Source organism: Pseudomonas sp. DWP3-1-3b3 (assembly GCF_049896305.1).
Lineage (GTDB): Bacteria > Pseudomonadota > Gammaproteobacteria > Pseudomonadales > Pseudomonadaceae > Aquipseudomonas > Aquipseudomonas azotoformans_A.
On the sequence record NZ_JAFCUA010000004.1, the window covers coordinates 374,971 to 389,240 of the forward strand.

Genomic DNA, 14,270 nt, shown 5'->3' on the forward strand with positions numbered 1-14,270 from the left:
ATCGTAGGCGCGCTAGCATCTCGAATGACGTCGATCTTCGGATACTAACGCTTGACCAATCGCAGAACCGGTCTTTTAAAATCCTGGGTGGTTTCAGCTTTGCTGATAGCCTTGGTCAAGCATTGAATCTGCTTTGCATATTCAGCCATTGCATCCCGAAGCCCTTCGAGTTGTGCCACAAAGTTTGCATCTTTAGCTAGGGCAGAACCTTTTATATTCAGAATGATTTCCGCGAGTAACCGATAGTTTTCTGCAGCCCGGTACAGATCCTCTTTGATTTGACGACTAGTCACTGGTTTCCCCCCTATTGAATTTCCAGCTGTAGCAGACAGTCTGTCGGCAGCTCTTCTCCCAAAGATAGCTTGGGCGACGAGCGGTAGGAGCGCGCCACGTATTCGAGTGCATCAAATTGTGGCGCGACATGCGGTAATCACAATTACAAAAGCGGGTGTATGGTTGGCTAGGACAAACGCAGATTAGCTCTAGAGAAGGAGGTGACTATGAGTGTTCCTACCCTGACCAAGATGCATATCAATGGATACGACGTCCTAAGCGTAAACCACGGCCCTTGGAGAGTCTGTACGAATGCTGACCGGCTCGGCTCGTTCCGCACGCGTGAAGAGGCTTTTGCCTATGCAGCGGCGCTGCCTATGAGGGTGGTGCGAACCAAACGGCATACAAGCGCGCAGTAGACGAAGTAACTCTCAAATGGCCTCGGCAACCGCCGGGGCTTTTTTATGTCAGGGTGTTTTATGAGTAACGTCACTCGACTGCGGCATGCGCTACCGTTGGGCCAGGATATCAACAAGGCCTTGGTCGATCTGGATAGCGCCATCGCCAAGGCAATCGACGCCTCCAAGAATTCCGGGCTGCTTCAGGGCATTGTCGTCGCGGTTTTGCAGGTCATGCTCATGCTGAAACCGCGACGACGGGCTGCGGCTGATGTACCTATTGCCGTTTGAGGCTATGGAACCATGATTCGTAGTACATGCTTTGCACTTGCTGAATCATCGGTCCTGGAATGATCAGGTGCTCTGATTCTTCTTTATTGGGAATTCGCCCATCTTGCCCCGCTAATGCGGCGATATGGCGGTTCTCATCGTTCGGGATTGGTTCAATAAACGCCTTTTCTGGCGCGTAATTTACCTGGCGTAGTGTGGCGATTGTTTGATCCTGTGTGGTTCTCGCTCTCTCAAGTTCCTGAGACGTCGCGCGATTCGGCTCGTTTAACACAATGCACGAAGCAAAGAAGTGTGCCCCTATCTTCGTAAGCTCTGGGTCCGCGGGCTTTCGAAAGTTCCCTTGCATGTATAGCTCCTCTGAAGTGTTTTCTGAATGTAATCAATACCGGCAACGCTCAACTATTTCAATCCCGCCTTTAGGCTCACCTGAGATAATTTATGACAACCAAGCAACCCGACTGGGAGGCAATCGAACGCGCCTATCGGGCCGGGTTTTGAGCCTGATGGCTTGAGAGGCTTAGTTTTACTTCACGTATTTGATGGTTGCGCTAACCAGCAACTGATCGTTGACCGTGACTTTGCAAAAGCGCTTCGCAACTGTTTTGTTATCACCCGCGAGTGTGGGCTCGCATTGCAAGAACACCTTTTTACCCTTCCAGTCCTGAGCTACACCTGCAGTGGCTGCGCTAGCGTACTCTTTCATGAATTTCCGATTCCATGGCCCGAAATAGACTTCAGGTTCGCCGCCTCCGAAGAAACCAGATTCCTGCGTGGCGCAGAGCGTACCCTCCATCCTTTCTCCGTCGATGATATTGGCATCGGTGTAGCAGTTCATCAGGCCGTTCCAAACGTCTAGATCTACTGGCCCCCTGTTAACCCAGGTAGGGGCAGTAACGCATCCTGAGAGAGTTGCAACTGCGAGAGCGCTAAGGCAAATACATTTAATGCGAGACATTGAATTGAGCTTCCTTACTTTTTGAAGCCGCCACCAATACCGGTAACACTCCACAATTTCAAGTTCAAGGTGATCCATGGATAGGCCATACCCTCCATCGTCACTTCTTGAGTTGTCCGAGCTTTCCGACTTAGGTATGCGTCTAACACCTGCACCTGAGGTGTGGGAATGGCTCCAAACCGAGATCCTTGCCAGCACCGGCAGCATTCACAACGAAGACCATGCTCACCTACTGGACGCAAACATTCGGATCATGTGGGCGTCGTCGAGCTTCAACAAGCAGGGCCGCACAGTCCTGGGCCAGGCCGAACAGGTAGCGTTCCGTGCCGGCGGCTGGCAGAAGGCTCGGATGGAGCAACAGATGCGTGATTGGTTCGGCGATGTGCCGGCCTTCATCATCACCTTGGCCGCTGACTACTGCGCCCAATGCAGCGATGTAGATTTTTTGCGACTGGTTGAGCATGAGCTCTATCACATTTCCCAGGCGACAGATCAGTACGGAGCACCCAAGTTCACTCAGGATGGCCTGCCCAAGCTCTTCCTGCGTGGCCATGACGTCAGCGAGTTCGTTTCGGTGGTCGAGCGATACGGCGTAGGGCATCCCGACGGTGATTTGGCTCGCATGGTCGAAGCCGCCAAGAAGCCCCCATCGGTAAGTCACGCATCTATCGCCAGTGCATGCGGCACATGTCTTATGAGGTCTGCGTAATGATTGAGCAATGGAAGGTTATTCAAAGCCAACCTGATTATGCGGTTAGCAACTACGGCGAGGTCAAACGCATAGTAAAACCGAAGCGTGGTCGCGGCCGCGTTGGGGCAGTCCTCAAGCCCCGCATTCCGGGTGGCGGGGCGTATCCAGCCGTTGCGCTCTTCTGTGACGGTGATGTCACGAACTGGTATGTCCATCGCCTTGTCGCCCATGTCTTTATCGGGCCATGTCCAGAGGGGTGCGAGGTCAATCATATCGATGGAAACAAGCAGAACCCGCGACTTGATAATCTTGAATACGTCACGCGCAGCGGAAACATGCGACACGCATTCCGCACTGGGCTCCTTTCACGGGAGGGGACGTTAAACAGCAAGGCCCTCCTAACTGAAGATGACGTGCTAGCCATACGTTCGGAATACGCCGGAACATACGGCCAGTGCGCATCTTTTGCGCGCCGCTATGGAGTTAGCCATGCGGCAATCCAAGACGTAGTGCATGGCCGCAATTGGACCCACCTACAGGCCGTTGATTCGGCTACGACAGCCGCCTGAGGTAGGGAAACTGAATATATCGAGGGCCTGCGGAACCTGTCTGCTTAAGTCGGCCTGATTTTGGACAGGTTTGGACGGATGAACGCCTATGGCAGCTCTAAGCAGTGAGGTGAAGACCTTTGTAGTACAGGCTCTCGCTTGCTTCGATACGCCTTCTCAGGTGGTTGAGGCGGTCCATAAGGAATTCAGCTTGAGCATCACCCGTCAGCAGGTCGAATCCCACGACCCGACGAAGGTTTCAGGTAAGAAGCTCGCAGACAGATGGAAGACCCTTTTCGAGCAGACCAGAAAGCGTTTCCGCGAAGAGACTGAAGACATACCCATTGCCAACCGCGCCTTTCGTCTCCGTGCCATGAACCGCTTTGTGGAGAAGGCTGAGTCGATGAAGAACATCGGCTTGGCCATGCAGATCCTCGAACAAGCGGCGAAAGAAACCGGTGATATGTTCGTCAACCGCTCCAAGAAGGAAGAGGCGGGCGATGAGCCTTTGATCCCGACCCGGATTCAGGTCGACGTGGTAGACGCGAGGAAGCCGAGTGCCGAGCCTTAACGTTCCCCAGGCACAGTTCCTCACGCTGCCCCACAAGTTTCGTGCGTTCGTTGCCGGGTTCGGCTCAGGCAAGACCTGGGTGGGCTGCTCGGCACTGAGCAAGCACTTCATGGAGTGGCCCGGCGTTAACGCTGGCTACTTCGCACCGACTTACCCGCAGATCCGGGACATCTTCTATCCGACCATGGATGAGGTGGCCTACGACTGGGGGTTGAAGACCAAGATCAACCAGGCGAACCACGAAGTTCACATCTACAGCGGTCGGCAGTACCGCGGCACTGTGATTTGCCGGTCGATGGAGAAGCCGCAGACGATTGTCGGTTTCAAGATTGGCCATGCCCTGGTGGATGAGCTGGACGTGCTGACTGCCCTCAAGGCACAGCAGGCCTGGCGCAAGATCATCGCCCGGATGCGCTACAACCTGCCCGGGCTGAAGAACGGGGTAGACGTCACCACGACGCCGGAAGGCTTCAAGTTCGTCTTCCTGCAGTTCGTGAAGCAGCTGCGCGACAAGCCGTCGCTCAAGGAGATATACGGCCTGGTGCAGGCCAGCACCTTCGACAACGAGCTGAACTTGCCGGAGGACTACATCGCATCCCTGATGGAGTCGTATCCGCCACAGCTGATCATGGCGTACCTCAAGGGCCAGTTCGTCAACCTGACATCCGGCACGATCTACACGGCCTACAACCGCAAGCTCAATGGGTGTTTCGACACCGTGCAGCCCGGCGAGCCGCTGTTCATCGGGATGGACTTCAACGTCGGCAAGATGGCGGCGATCACCCACGTCAAGCGCGATCAAGGCTTGCCCAGGGCCGTGGATGAGCTAATCGACGGATACGACACGCCCGACATGATCCGCCGCATCAAGGAACGCTACTGGCAGCACGACGGTAACGACTTCAAGAAAACGTGCGAAATCAGGATTTACCCGGATGCTTCGGGTGATTCACGCAAGTCCGTGAACGCCAGCATCACCGACCTGGCCATGCTCCGGCAGGCCGGTTTCACGGTCATTGCCCCAGCGGCAAACCCGCCGGTGAAGGACCGAATCAACGCAATGAACGCCGTCTTCTGCAATGCGCAGGGCGAGCGCCGCTACCTGGTCAACCCGTTCACCTGCCCAACCTACGCCGATGGCCTAGAGCAGCAGGTGTGGGGCGCGAACGGGGAGCCAGACAAGACTGCCGGCATCGATCACGCGAACGACGCCGGCGGCTACTTCATCCACCGCGAGTACCCGATCATCAAACTGGTCACCGCTATCAAAATGGGATACGCCCGATGAGTAACGACGTCTCCTTCAAGCGGGCGGAGTACACAGCAGTGCTGGACCGCTGGGCCACCGTTCGCGACGTCTGTGCCGGCCAGCACCGGGTTGTCGACCGGCTGCCGTACATCAACGCACACGACAAGTCGCCGGAGAACGAAGCTCGGAACCGGGCGTACCGCGAGCGGGCGGTGTTAAAGAACGCTACCGGGCACACCCGGAACGGGCTGCTGGGCCTGGCCTTCCATAAAGACCCGACACTCACGGTGCCGAAGAAGCTGGAATACCTGCAGGACAACGCCAACGGCTCCGGGGTGAGCATTTACCAGCACTCCCAAGGCACGCTGGAGAAGGTGCTTGAAGCTGGGCGACATGGTCTGTACGTCGACTATCACCAGGACGACGGCATCGGCGGTCACTCGGTGATCCTGTCCTACTGCGCGGAAGACATCATCAATTGGTGCACGGGCATGGTTAACGGCCACAGCGTGCTGACGCTGGTGGTGCTGCGCGAGTCGCCGGAAATACCGGATGGGTTTGGCTACAAGACAGCTGAGCAATACCGGGAACTGGCGTTGGAGGACGACGGCTTTGTTTGCCGGGTTTGGCGCCGGTCCGGGCCAAAAGGTGGTGGACCACTGGCAGTCATCGAAGAATTCAGGCCGGAGGGTGTCACGGGTCGTCTCAAGGAGATCCCATTCACTTTCGTCGGTGCACAGAACAATGACCCGAGCATCGATGAGTCGCCGCTCTACGACATCGCAATGATCAATCTGGGCCATTACCGGAACAGCGCTGACTACGAAGACAGCGTCTTCTGGTGCGGACAAGCCCAGCCGTGGATCTCTGGCCTGGACGAGCAGTGGCGCGACTGGATGGAGAAGAACGGCGTCTATGTCGGATCCCGGGCGCCAATGATGCTGCCCGCCGGCGGCCAGTTCGGCTACGCGCAGCCCGCACCGAACACGCTGGTCAAAGAAGCCATGGCCGACAAAAACCAGATGATGATCGAGCTGGGTGCTCGAATGGTGGTTGCTTCACTCGCCACCAAGACCGCTACCGAGTCTCGCGGCGATCAGTCGGCATCGACATCAGTTCTTGCTGGGTGCGTGGCCAACGTGAGCGAGGCCTACACGCGAGCCATCATGTGGTGCTGCGCCTACATGGGCATTGCTGACAAGAAAGTCGCGTACCAGGTGAATCAGGAGTTCGTCGAGCTGACGGCTGATCCGCAGATGATCACCGCACTGGTAGCTCTGTGGCAGAACGGCGGCTTTGCTAAGGCTGACTTGCGGGCTTATCTGCGCAAACTTGGGCTGATTGCACCGGAGCGCACCGACCAACAGATCGACGGCGAGCTGGAAGAGCAGGGCGATGGCTTGGGCCTGGACGATGAGGGCAAAAACGAATGGCGGCAAACCAAGCAATCCTTGACGCGACCATCCGGCACGCGGTCTTCCTCGAAAAGCTGAAGGCAGGGGAGGTAGGCAAGTTCGCTCCCTTCCTCAAGGAGATTGATCGCTCAATCCGCGACCGGCTTACCCAGTCGGATCTGACGGAGTACAACGTCAAACGTTTGGAGGCGCTGCTGAAAGAAGTCGACAGCCTGTTGCTGGGCATCTTCGACCGCTACAGCGCGCAACTGAACCTCGACTTAGTGGACATAGCTAACTACGAGGCCGAATTTGAGGCGACCAGCCTTGCCAGGTCGGCGCCGGTTGGCGTGTCGCTGGATGTGGTCGCGCCGAGCGCAGCTGCAATCCGTACCGCAGTATTGACCAACCCGCTCAGCGTGCGCGGTACCGGCGGCGGCAAGTTGCTGAAGGCCTTCATCAAGGGATGGACCGGTGCAGAGCGTGAACGGGTTACCGGCACCATCCGGCAGGGCTTCTTCGAGGGGCAGACGAACTTTCAGATCATTCGCAACATTCGCGGTACCAAGGCTGCCGGCTACAAGGATGGAATTCTCGCTACCACCAACCGTAATGCCAGCACGGTCGTGCACACGGCGATTCAGCATGTGTCGTCCCAAGCGCGGATGGAGGTGGCCAAAGCCAACACCGACATCGTGGAAGAAATCCAGATGGTGGCTACGCTGGACAGCAAGACCAGCCAGCAATGCCGCTCGATGGACAAGCGCAAGTTTCCCGTGGATTCCGGGCCAAGGCCTCCGTTCCACCCGAACTGCCGTACGACGTTCGTTTTGCTCACCAAACTCAGCGCCATGTTCGCCAAAGGCGCTACCCGGGCTTCAGTGGGTGCGGAAGGTGCAGGGCAGGTCAGTGCAAGCCTTGATTATTACCACTGGTTGCAGCAGCAGCCGGCCTCGTTCCAGGACGTCGCCATCGGCCCCGTCCGAGCCAAACTGTTCCGGGAGGGCGGGCTGTCTGTGGGGCGCTTCGCGGAACTACAGCTTGATCGCAACTTCGCACCACTGACTTTGGTGCAGATGAAAAACTTGGAACCGCTGGCTTTTGAGCGGGCCGGATTGCTATAACGCCTTCATTCAAATGGAGGTGACATGAAATATCTCATCGTAGTCGGAGTGGTTGCTCTATGTGCTGTAAGTGGGCTGCTGGGTTTAACTGCTGGCATCAATTTGAATCCCGACTCGATTGTAAAATTTGTTCCTAACTGGGGCAGCCTGGGCGATTGGGTATCGGGGGTTGGTGCGCTCCTAGCGGTGATAACCAGCTTGGCATTGGTACGCAGATCCGAGGCTTCACAGGCAGAGCGGGAAAGGGAGCGGTTCGTAGTCGACCAATTTGTACAGCACCGCAGGTTTTCGATCAGAGTTGTCTCTATGAGCTCAGTCCCCAGCGTCGTGAGGTCCATTTTGCTGGAGGCGCCCTCTGGAGTAGCGTCAGATCTAATGAGGTATCTACCAGAATCTCTAAAGATCCGGTTACCAAAACGCTTGGAGTCCCGGTCGGAAATTCACTTAGCTTGGCTTGACGAGCGACTGCCAGATTTTTTGCGCGAAATCCAAATACTTCAGGTCAGCTCCCTGGATGAGGTGTCGATTTCCGTAAGAACATCATTAGCTGTCTACCGTTTTCCACTGAGCAGTGAGCTTGCTAACGTATTACTCGTGGCTTCTGCCGAACTGGGAATTCCTCTGCTGTTGCCTGAGCACAATTGTGAAGATGATCTAACTGACGAATTCGATTAGGGAAAATAGTCTTCGCGTGATACCAAAAATACAAGCCTCGCCAAGTGCGAGGTTTTTTTATGCCTGCGAAGCGGGCGAACAAACCCAAGGGGTGTATCAACGTGGCAGAAGAAGACGAAATCGACCTGGAAAACCCGGCAATCAAGGCCGCTATCGCGACTGCCGTTGAAGCATCCGTTTCTGGTCTCAAAACCAAGAACTCGGAACTGCTGGGCAAGCTGAAGGAAACCAACGGCAAGCTGACCCAGTTTGAAACCCAGTTTGAAGGCATCGACATTGACGCCGTCAAAGGCTTGCTGAGTCGCGCCGGGCAGGACGAGGAAACCAAGCTTCTGACCGAGGGCAAGGTGGACGAGGTATTCAACCGCCGCACCGAGCGCCTGCGTGGCGACTACGACAAGCAGTTGAAGACCATCAGCGAGCGCGCCGAGAAGGCCGAATCCTTCGCTGCCAAGTTCCAGGGCAAGGTTCTGGGTGACTCGGTGCGCGGCGCGGCACTGAAGGCCGGCGCTCTGCCGGAAGCAACCGACGACATCATCCTGCGCGCCAAAGGCGTATTCACGCTTAACGAAGATGGCGATGCAGTCGCCGTTGATGAATCCGGACAGGTCATCCTCGGTAAAGATGGTAAGACCCCTCTGACTCCGCTCGAATGGGCGGAATCTCTGCGCGAAAGCGCACCTCATCTGTGGCCAAGGGCTTCAGGGACATTTGCCCCGGGCGGGGGTGGCGGCAAGGCTGCATTCAAGCGTTCCGAAATGACCTCCGAGCAGAAGCGCGATTTTCAGCGCAAGCACGGCCAAACCGCATATCTCGCATTGCCCAAGTAAGGGGATTGACCCATGGCTACAACCGTTAACAGCGACCTGATCATCTACAACGATGAGGCGCAAACCGCATACCTGGAACGTGTTCAGGACAACCTGGACGTGTTCAACGCATCGTCCAACGGCGCAATGGTGCTGGACAACGAGCTGATCGAAGGCGACTTCCGCAAACGCGCTCTCTACAAGCTGAACGGCTCTCTGGAGCACCGCGACGTCAACTCTGACGGCAAGGTAACTGCCAAGAAGATCTCCGCCGGCGAAGCTGTGGGCGTCAAGGCTCCATGGAAGTACGGCCCGTACCAGACCACCGAAGAAGCGTTCAAGCGCCGCGGCCGTCCGGTCGAGGAGTTCTCTCAGATCGTCGGTGCCGACGTTGCTGACGCGACCCTGGAAGGCTTCATCCAGTACGCAACTGCTGGCTTGCGTGCTGCCATCGGCTCCAACGCCGACATGGTGGTTTCGGCCAACATCGAAACCGATGGCAAGAAGACGCTGACCCGTGGCATGCGCAAATTCGGCGACAAGTTCGGCCGTATTGCGTTGTGGGTCATGCACTCCAGCGCCTACTTCGACATCGTCGACGAAGCCATCACCAACAAGATCTACGAAGAAGCTGGCGTCGTGATCTACGGCGGCCTGCCGGGCACTCTGGGCAAACCGGTACTGGTTACCGACACCGCGCCGGCGGATGTGATCTTCGGTTTGCTGCCAAACGCCGTAACCATCACCGAGTCGCAGGCCCCGGGCTTCCGTTCCTACGAAGTGAACGATGAAGAAAACTTGAGCATCGGCTACCGCGCTGAAGGCACCGTGAATATCGACGTGCTGGGTTACAGCTGGAAAGCCACCACTGGTGGTTCCAACCCGACCTTGGCTGCTGTCGGCTCCGCTGCCAACTGGGTCAAGCATGCGGGCAGCAACAAGGTCACCGCTGGCGTGATGATCACGCTCACCGCAACGCCTCCGGTCACTGGTGGCTAAGGCTCAAACTCAACGCGCGGTCAGCGACGGCCGCCCTGGAGAAACACATGGAACTGACTTACAGCAACCAGCTGAGCGGCTTCGACCCGGAGAAGCGGTACCGCAATCCGGAACACTTCGACAAGCCCGAAGCCGGCGTGACCAGCGTGCTGGTAATCGGCGATTGGCCCAGAGTCGTCAACGCGTATGAAGCGGCCGGTATCGACGTGTCGGTGAAGGAGGCCAAGCGTGTGCAGATTGTTGGCGCCGCCAATCAGGTCGAACTGGAAAAAATCATCGCGGCTTTGCGTGCTGAGCATGGATCGATGCAGATCCTTATTGACGGCCTGGAGGCTGGCGAAATCCATCGTCCAGAGTCCGGCGACCTGGCGTTGCGCTTGTTTGACTTGCTGGGCACCGTCCATGCTTCGGTTGATGAGTTGACCACTGAACGTGACGGCCTGGCCTTGACTGTCGACGCACTGCGCGGAGAGGTTGAAACGCTGAAGAAGTCTGCCCTCACACCACCGGCTGATGAGGCCGGTGAAATCGCGGCGCTGAAAGCAAAGCTCGATGATGCCAGGGTCCAGTATCGGGCCAACGCCTCGAAAGAATCCCTGGAAAAGCTCGTCGCCGAGCTGACCAAGGAGTAATACTGCTGGCTGTCGGTGATCCGGCGGCCAATTTACAAACCATTCCAGCGAGTTGACGCATGACACTCATCATCGAGGACGGCACCGGCAAGTCTGACGCCGAAAGCTACGCGAGCGCCGAGGACCTGGCCCTGTATGCCGTGAAGTTCGGCACTGTCGTCCCCGCTGGTGTTCCCGAGCAGGAAGCGCTGCTGCGCCGGGCCGCCTTGGCGATGGATGGCATGACGTGGAAGGGGCGCAAAACCAGTAGCGAGCAGGGCCTGTCCTGGCCGCGCCGGGAAGTGCTTCTGGATAATGAGATCAAGCCGAACAACTACCTTCCGGCGCGGATCCAGTACGGGCAGATGGCCCTGGCTGCAGAGATTCATCAGGACGATATCGATCCGGTAGAGAAGCGCAAAGGCGCTGTCTTGCTGGATCGTGTTGAAGGGGCTGTAACGCGGCAGTACGCGGCTATCCCGTCCACCAGCAACCGGCTGTTGCCGGCGGCACCGGATCGGCCGAGCGCCACGCAGTTTGCCGACTACCTACAAAAGCGCGGATTGTTCGCTGTCCGGGCTTAGATGAGTCTCGCCTGTTGTTCTAAATAGTCCTGTTTTTGAGCTGATGGAGGTAGCCCGATACCTGAATTGGATTCAAGAAACCCCTCAACGAACTCCTTTACTCCAACCTTGGAGATACGGTTCCTATATTCCTCGTCTGAGCTGTCTCGCCATTTTGCATTCGCATAGTTTCCCAGCGCCCCTCGTGCAATTTTGGCAATAGCTTCGTCTTCCTGCTCTAGTTTCAAATCCTTCATCGCCTCAATCCTTTTAGGTTTGTCTTTGTTAAGTGATAAAGGTATCACCATGACCTTCTACGACGAAATGGCCGTGATGGCTCTGGATATGATCACAGAGTTTGGACAGCCCGTGACCATCAGCAAGACGGAGCCCGGCGAGTACGACCCTGAGACGGGTGGCGAAGCGCCAGGCGCGACCGTCGAGCAAACCGCCCAAGGCATCCTGCTTGACTTCACCGGCCTCGAATTCCAGAACAACAGCCTCATCAGGCAGGGCGACAAGAAGCTCAAGATCGCTGCGCAGGACATGGCATGGGCGCCGAGTCTGCTCGACAAAGTCGTGGCCCAGGGCCGCACCTGGTCAATCGTTCCGCCGCTGAAAGAGATCAACCCGGGCGGTACGCCGATCTTGTATGAGCTGCAGGTGCGATCTTGAGCCGGGCAGGCGCCGGGCAGTCCGGCAGCTTCGCCCTGAGCCTGGCTGAGTTCGCCGCGCAAACCAGCAAAGCGATCGACGCCAGTGTGCGCGAGATCATTATCGAGGTCGGGAGCAGCCTGATCCGGATGTCCCCCGTGGGTAACCCGGAGATCTGGGCGCAGAACGCCGTGGCGACCCAGTACAACAAGGCCGTTGACGATCACAACAGCGCGCTGCGCAGTGACCCGGCCAACCTTACGAAGGGCGGCAGGCTCAAAAAGGGCCGCAAGCTCAACGACGGCATGGACGTCAAGGCTCCAGAGGGCTACGTCGGTGGCCGGTTCCGTGCGAACTGGCACATCTCGCTCGACGTGGTCGAGAACGTCACCTTTGACGAGGTAGACCCGAGCGGCGCCGAAACCACTGCGGCGCTGGTTGCTGCGATGAGTGACTTCACCGCCGGCCAGATGGCCTACATCATCAACAACTTGCCCTACGCGATACCGCTGGAGTTCGGCCATTCGACCCAGGCCCCCAGCGGCATGGTCCGGGTAACCGTAGCTCGCTTCCAGCAGATCGTGCTGGAGGCCATCAGGAACAACCAGGTATGAGTCACGCAATTATCGCTTCGATCTACGAGGCCAAGCTGATCGCCTGGAATGCTGCCAGGCCGGAGAAGTTGAAAATCGTCTTCGAGAATACGGCCTACACGCCGGCGGCGGGCGAGACGTATCTGCGGGCTTTCACGATCCCGGGTGACACTGCGAGCAACACGCTCGGCGGCGATCACCAGCTGTTCACCGGAGTGTTCCAGGTGAGCATCATTGCGCCGGCCGGCACCGGCAAGGCCAAGACGAATCCTATCGCAGCAGAACTGACCAACCTGTTCCCTCTGTACGCGTGGGACACGAAGGGCGCGGTGACCGTGGTGACAATGTCGCCAGTTGACCAAGGGCCTGGCATCACAGGCGATTCCACCTACACCGTGCCGGTCTCGTTCTTGTACCGAGCCGACACGAACTGATCCCGCCCATTGGGCAAACCCAAAGACCCGCCATTGAGCGGGTTTTTTCACATCTGCAAAGAGGAAATACCCATGGGCTACAAACTCCCGAACGGCGGCACCTTCCAGCACGCTGCGACCTACGGCGCGGCGCTGGCTTTCGCTGCCATCAGCAATGCGAGCGAGGCGGTGGCTACTGTTGTCGGCGGCACCATCGCTGCTGGCGATATTGTTCTGCTGACGTCTGGCTGGAGCAAGCTCGATAGCAAGGTGGTGCGCGTGAAGGCGGCCACCGCTACCGCAATCACCTTGGAAGGGGTCGACACCAGCGATACCCAGCTTTTCCCGGCTGGTGGCGGCGCGGGGACCATGCGCAAGATCCTGACTTGGGTGCAGGTGCCGCAGGTTACTGACGTTAACTTCTCCGGCGGAGAGCAAAACTATCTGGATGTGGTTTTCCTCGAAAACGACCAAGGCAAGCAAATGCCCACTGATAAATCGGCAGCGAGCATGGTTCTGACCATTGCCGACGACCCGGCTCAAGCGTTCAACGCGGTGTTGCTGAAGGCGGATGCAGGAAAGCAAATCGAAGCGGCCCGCCTCAACCTGCCTGGAAATGACACGCTGTATTACGGCGCTTACACCTCGTTCTCCAAGCAGCCGGCGGTCTCCCGCAATAATTTGCTGACCCGCACCGTTAACCTGGCTCTGCAGGCCGAGCCGACCCGTTACCTGACTGCGGTGGCTTAACCCATGGCAAAGATCAGAATCGCCCAAAACCCGACGTTCAAGGCCTTCGTGTCGATCCCTATCGTTGGGGGTGAGCCCGAGAAAATTGAGTTCACCTTCAAGTATCGGGATCGCCCGAGTCTTGCCGCTCTGTTTGATGAGTGGAACCTGAAGCGCGATGAAGCTCGGACCGCCCTGGGCGAAAGCCCAACGCTTTCCGAAATCGTTGCTGCTGACACTGAGCAGCAGTCGCAGCAGATCAAGGACCTGGTAGTCGGCTGGGGCTTCGACGACAAATTCGACGACAAGAGCATTCGTGCGCTGGTGACGTCCTGCCAGGGCGCTGCTGAGGCGGTCGTGAATGCCTATCAGAGCGCATTCAATCAGGCCCGCTTGGGAAACTGACGGACGCCGCCCGCGCACTCTACGCGCCGGCGGCGCCGGCTGAACTGATGGGCTTGTTCGGACTTGCCCCGGGCGACCTCGAAGAGGTGACCGAGGTCTGGCCCTGCAACTGGCCGGCGTTCTTCCTGTTCAACCGGATGTCGACTCAATGGCGGGCGGGCGCCGGTGGCGCAATCGGTCTCGACTACACCTGCATCCGCGACGTGGCCGGCTTCCTCGGCATCAAGAAAAAGAAACTCGCTGAAATCTTCCCTGACCTTCAGGTGCTGGAAGGCGAAGCCCTGCGCGTCATGGCGGAGGAAAGGGAAAACAGCCCGTGACCATG

At 57.6% G+C, this 14,270-nt stretch carries 22 protein-coding genes and 2 pseudogenes; 19 read left to right on the forward strand and 5 right to left on the reverse strand.

Translation table 11 applies throughout. The annotated features are described in order from the left end of the window. Window positions 1-44 precede the first annotated feature (44 nt). Window positions 45-293 (reverse strand): hypothetical protein, encoded by a 249-nt coding sequence (locus ACP7BX_RS15050; RefSeq protein WP_426160491.1) that lies wholly within the window; start codon window positions 291-293, stop codon window positions 45-47. A 207-nt stretch (window positions 294-500) separates the two neighbouring features. Between ACP7BX_RS15050 and ACP7BX_RS15055 the strand changes: the two genes are divergently transcribed. Both ACP7BX_RS15055 and ACP7BX_RS15060 read left to right on the forward strand, forming a co-directional pair. Beyond that, on the forward strand, window positions 501-692 hold the full coding sequence (locus tag ACP7BX_RS15055; RefSeq protein WP_426160490.1) for a DUF2188 domain-containing protein: 192 nt from the start codon (window positions 501-503) through the stop codon (window positions 690-692). Between the two features lie 60 nt (window positions 693-752). Continuing rightward, window positions 753-943 (forward strand): annotated as a pseudogene (locus ACP7BX_RS15060) (hypothetical protein). Between the two features lie 5 nt (window positions 944-948). Here ACP7BX_RS15060 and ACP7BX_RS15065 read toward each other — a convergent pair. Then, a complete protein-coding gene (locus tag ACP7BX_RS15065) occupies window positions 949-1,308 on the reverse strand; it encodes a hypothetical protein (protein WP_426160489.1) in 360 nt (119 codons plus the stop codon). A gap of 177 nt (window positions 1,309-1,485) precedes the next feature. Continuing rightward, complete coding sequence (locus ACP7BX_RS15070; protein ID WP_426160488.1) at window positions 1,486-1,797, reverse strand: hypothetical protein; 312 nt, start codon at window positions 1,795-1,797, stop codon at window positions 1,486-1,488. A 196-nt stretch (window positions 1,798-1,993) separates the two neighbouring features. Here ACP7BX_RS15070 and ACP7BX_RS15075 point away from each other — a divergent pair, with 196 nt between their 5' ends. Beyond that, window positions 1,994-2,626 (forward strand): putative metallopeptidase, encoded by a 633-nt coding sequence (locus tag ACP7BX_RS15075; protein ID WP_426160487.1) that lies wholly within the window; start codon window positions 1,994-1,996, stop codon window positions 2,624-2,626. Here ACP7BX_RS15075 and ACP7BX_RS15080 read toward each other — a convergent pair. Then, a complete protein-coding gene (locus tag ACP7BX_RS15080) occupies window positions 2,575-2,952 on the reverse strand; it encodes a hypothetical protein (protein WP_426160545.1) in 378 nt (125 codons plus the stop codon). The two genes, ACP7BX_RS15075 and ACP7BX_RS15080, sit on opposite strands and share 52 nt — an antisense overlap. Between ACP7BX_RS15080 and ACP7BX_RS15085 the strand changes: the two genes are divergently transcribed. The 10 genes and pseudogenes from ACP7BX_RS15085 to ACP7BX_RS15130 all read left to right on the forward strand — a co-directional run bounded on the left by ACP7BX_RS15085 (window position 2,845) and on the right by ACP7BX_RS15130 (window position 11,172). After that, entirely contained in the window at window positions 2,845-3,177 is a 333-nt protein-coding gene (locus ACP7BX_RS15085; RefSeq protein ID WP_426160542.1) for an HNH endonuclease signature motif containing protein, read from the forward strand. The two genes, ACP7BX_RS15080 and ACP7BX_RS15085, sit on opposite strands and share 108 nt — an antisense overlap. Window positions 3,178-3,265: 88 nt before the next feature. Continuing rightward, window positions 3,266-3,727 carry a DUF2280 domain-containing protein gene (locus ACP7BX_RS15090; protein ID WP_426160486.1) on the forward strand — a complete coding sequence of 154 codons (462 nt, stop codon included), beginning with the start codon at window positions 3,266-3,268 and terminating at the stop codon, window positions 3,725-3,727. Continuing rightward, the gene (locus ACP7BX_RS15095) at window positions 3,714-5,015 is read left to right on the forward strand and encodes a terminase large subunit domain-containing protein (RefSeq protein WP_426160485.1); all 1,302 of its coding nucleotides are present in this window, start codon (window positions 3,714-3,716) and stop codon (window positions 5,013-5,015) included. The genes ACP7BX_RS15090 and ACP7BX_RS15095 overlap by 14 nt, the downstream gene beginning before the upstream one ends. Then, window positions 5,012-6,431: pseudogene (locus ACP7BX_RS15100) on the forward strand (DUF4055 domain-containing protein). The gene ACP7BX_RS15095 and the pseudogene ACP7BX_RS15100 overlap by 4 nt, the downstream one beginning before the upstream one ends. Continuing rightward, window positions 6,406-7,494 carry a minor capsid protein gene (locus ACP7BX_RS15105; protein ID WP_426160484.1) on the forward strand — a complete coding sequence of 363 codons (1,089 nt, stop codon included), beginning with the start codon at window positions 6,406-6,408 and terminating at the stop codon, window positions 7,492-7,494. Before ACP7BX_RS15100 ends, ACP7BX_RS15105 begins: the two are co-directional and overlap by 26 nt. 24 nt (window positions 7,495-7,518) lie before the next feature. Next, window positions 7,519-8,169, forward strand: a complete 651-nt coding sequence (locus ACP7BX_RS15110; protein ID WP_426160483.1) for a hypothetical protein — start codon at window positions 7,519-7,521, stop codon at window positions 8,167-8,169. A 101-nt stretch (window positions 8,170-8,270) separates the two neighbouring features. Then, window positions 8,271-8,999: a hypothetical protein gene (locus tag ACP7BX_RS15115; protein WP_426160482.1), complete on the forward strand. Its 729-nt coding sequence runs from the start codon at window positions 8,271-8,273 to the stop codon at window positions 8,997-8,999. Between the two features lie 12 nt (window positions 9,000-9,011). Further along, window positions 9,012-9,977, forward strand: a complete 966-nt coding sequence (locus ACP7BX_RS15120) for a major capsid protein (protein ID WP_042572010.1) — start codon at window positions 9,012-9,014, stop codon at window positions 9,975-9,977. Between the two features lie 47 nt (window positions 9,978-10,024). Then, window positions 10,025-10,609, forward strand: coding sequence for a hypothetical protein (locus ACP7BX_RS15125; RefSeq protein ID WP_426160481.1), 585 nt, complete (start codon window positions 10,025-10,027; stop codon window positions 10,607-10,609). A gap of 59 nt (window positions 10,610-10,668) precedes the next feature. Next, on the forward strand, window positions 10,669-11,172 hold the full coding sequence (locus ACP7BX_RS15130; protein ID WP_426160480.1) for a DnaT-like ssDNA-binding protein: 504 nt from the start codon (window positions 10,669-10,671) through the stop codon (window positions 11,170-11,172). On the opposite strand, the gene ACP7BX_RS15135 is transcribed toward ACP7BX_RS15130, so the two are convergent. Further along, a complete protein-coding gene (locus ACP7BX_RS15135; RefSeq protein WP_426160479.1) occupies window positions 11,169-11,408 on the reverse strand; it encodes a hypothetical protein in 240 nt (79 codons plus the stop codon). The two genes, ACP7BX_RS15130 and ACP7BX_RS15135, sit on opposite strands and share 4 nt — an antisense overlap. A gap of 49 nt (window positions 11,409-11,457) precedes the next feature. Here ACP7BX_RS15135 and ACP7BX_RS15140 point away from each other — a divergent pair, with 49 nt between their 5' ends. From ACP7BX_RS15140 to ACP7BX_RS15165, 6 genes are all read left to right on the forward strand, one after another. Next, entirely contained in the window at window positions 11,458-11,826 is a 369-nt protein-coding gene (locus ACP7BX_RS15140) for a hypothetical protein (RefSeq protein WP_426160478.1), read from the forward strand. Then, complete coding sequence (locus ACP7BX_RS15145; protein WP_426160477.1) at window positions 11,823-12,419, forward strand: hypothetical protein; 597 nt, start codon at window positions 11,823-11,825, stop codon at window positions 12,417-12,419. Before ACP7BX_RS15140 ends, ACP7BX_RS15145 begins: the two co-directional genes overlap by 4 nt. After that, the gene (locus ACP7BX_RS15150) at window positions 12,416-12,832 is read left to right on the forward strand and encodes a phage tail terminator-like protein (protein WP_426160476.1); all 417 of its coding nucleotides are present in this window, start codon (window positions 12,416-12,418) and stop codon (window positions 12,830-12,832) included. The genes ACP7BX_RS15145 and ACP7BX_RS15150 overlap by 4 nt, the downstream gene beginning before the upstream one ends. A gap of 72 nt (window positions 12,833-12,904) precedes the next feature. After that, the gene (locus ACP7BX_RS15155; protein ID WP_426160475.1) at window positions 12,905-13,561 is read left to right on the forward strand and encodes a phage tail protein; all 657 of its coding nucleotides are present in this window, start codon (window positions 12,905-12,907) and stop codon (window positions 13,559-13,561) included. A 3-nt stretch (window positions 13,562-13,564) separates the two neighbouring features. Next, window positions 13,565-13,945, forward strand: coding sequence for a phage tail assembly chaperone (locus ACP7BX_RS15160; RefSeq protein WP_426160474.1), 381 nt, complete (start codon window positions 13,565-13,567; stop codon window positions 13,943-13,945). 47 nt (window positions 13,946-13,992) lie between these two features. Continuing rightward, complete coding sequence (locus tag ACP7BX_RS15165) at window positions 13,993-14,265, forward strand: DUF1799 domain-containing protein (RefSeq protein ID WP_017479634.1); 273 nt, start codon at window positions 13,993-13,995, stop codon at window positions 14,263-14,265. Window positions 14,266-14,270 lie beyond the last annotated feature (5 nt).

Bases quoted from the DNA above. Each gene is read 5' to 3' on its own strand.
- ACP7BX_RS15155 (WP_426160475.1), top strand. From the start codon at position 12,905: ATGGGCTACAAACTCCCGAACGGCGGCACCTTCCAGCACGCTGCGACC.
- ACP7BX_RS15075 (WP_426160487.1), top strand. From the start codon at position 1,994: ATGGATAGGCCATACCCTCCATCGTCACTTCTTGAGTTGTCCGAGCTT.
- ACP7BX_RS15120 (WP_042572010.1), top strand. From the start codon at position 9,012: ATGGCTACAACCGTTAACAGCGACCTGATCATCTACAACGATGAGGCG.
- ACP7BX_RS15070 (WP_426160488.1), bottom strand. From the start codon at position 1,797: ATGAACTGCTACACCGATGCCAATATCATCGACGGAGAAAGGATGGAG.
- ACP7BX_RS15135 (WP_426160479.1), bottom strand. From the start codon at position 11,408: ATGAAGGATTTGAAACTAGAGCAGGAAGACGAAGCTATTGCCAAAATT.
- ACP7BX_RS15140 (WP_426160478.1), top strand. From the start codon at position 11,458: ATGACCTTCTACGACGAAATGGCCGTGATGGCTCTGGATATGATCACA.
- ACP7BX_RS15090 (WP_426160486.1), top strand. From the start codon at position 3,266: ATGGCAGCTCTAAGCAGTGAGGTGAAGACCTTTGTAGTACAGGCTCTC.
- ACP7BX_RS15110 (WP_426160483.1), top strand. From the start codon at position 7,519: ATGAAATATCTCATCGTAGTCGGAGTGGTTGCTCTATGTGCTGTAAGT.
- ACP7BX_RS15125 (WP_426160481.1), top strand. From the start codon at position 10,025: ATGGAACTGACTTACAGCAACCAGCTGAGCGGCTTCGACCCGGAGAAG.
- ACP7BX_RS15055 (WP_426160490.1), top strand. From the start codon at position 501: ATGAGTGTTCCTACCCTGACCAAGATGCATATCAATGGATACGACGTC.
- ACP7BX_RS15105 (WP_426160484.1), top strand. From the start codon at position 6,406: ATGGCGGCAAACCAAGCAATCCTTGACGCGACCATCCGGCACGCGGTC.
- ACP7BX_RS15150 (WP_426160476.1), top strand. From the start codon at position 12,416: ATGAGTCACGCAATTATCGCTTCGATCTACGAGGCCAAGCTGATCGCC.
- ACP7BX_RS15065 (WP_426160489.1), bottom strand. From the start codon at position 1,308: ATGCAAGGGAACTTTCGAAAGCCCGCGGACCCAGAGCTTACGAAGATA.
- ACP7BX_RS15130 (WP_426160480.1), top strand. From the start codon at position 10,669: ATGACACTCATCATCGAGGACGGCACCGGCAAGTCTGACGCCGAAAGC.
- ACP7BX_RS15160 (WP_426160474.1), top strand. From the start codon at position 13,565: ATGGCAAAGATCAGAATCGCCCAAAACCCGACGTTCAAGGCCTTCGTG.
- ACP7BX_RS15165 (WP_017479634.1), top strand. From the start codon at position 13,993: ATGGGCTTGTTCGGACTTGCCCCGGGCGACCTCGAAGAGGTGACCGAG.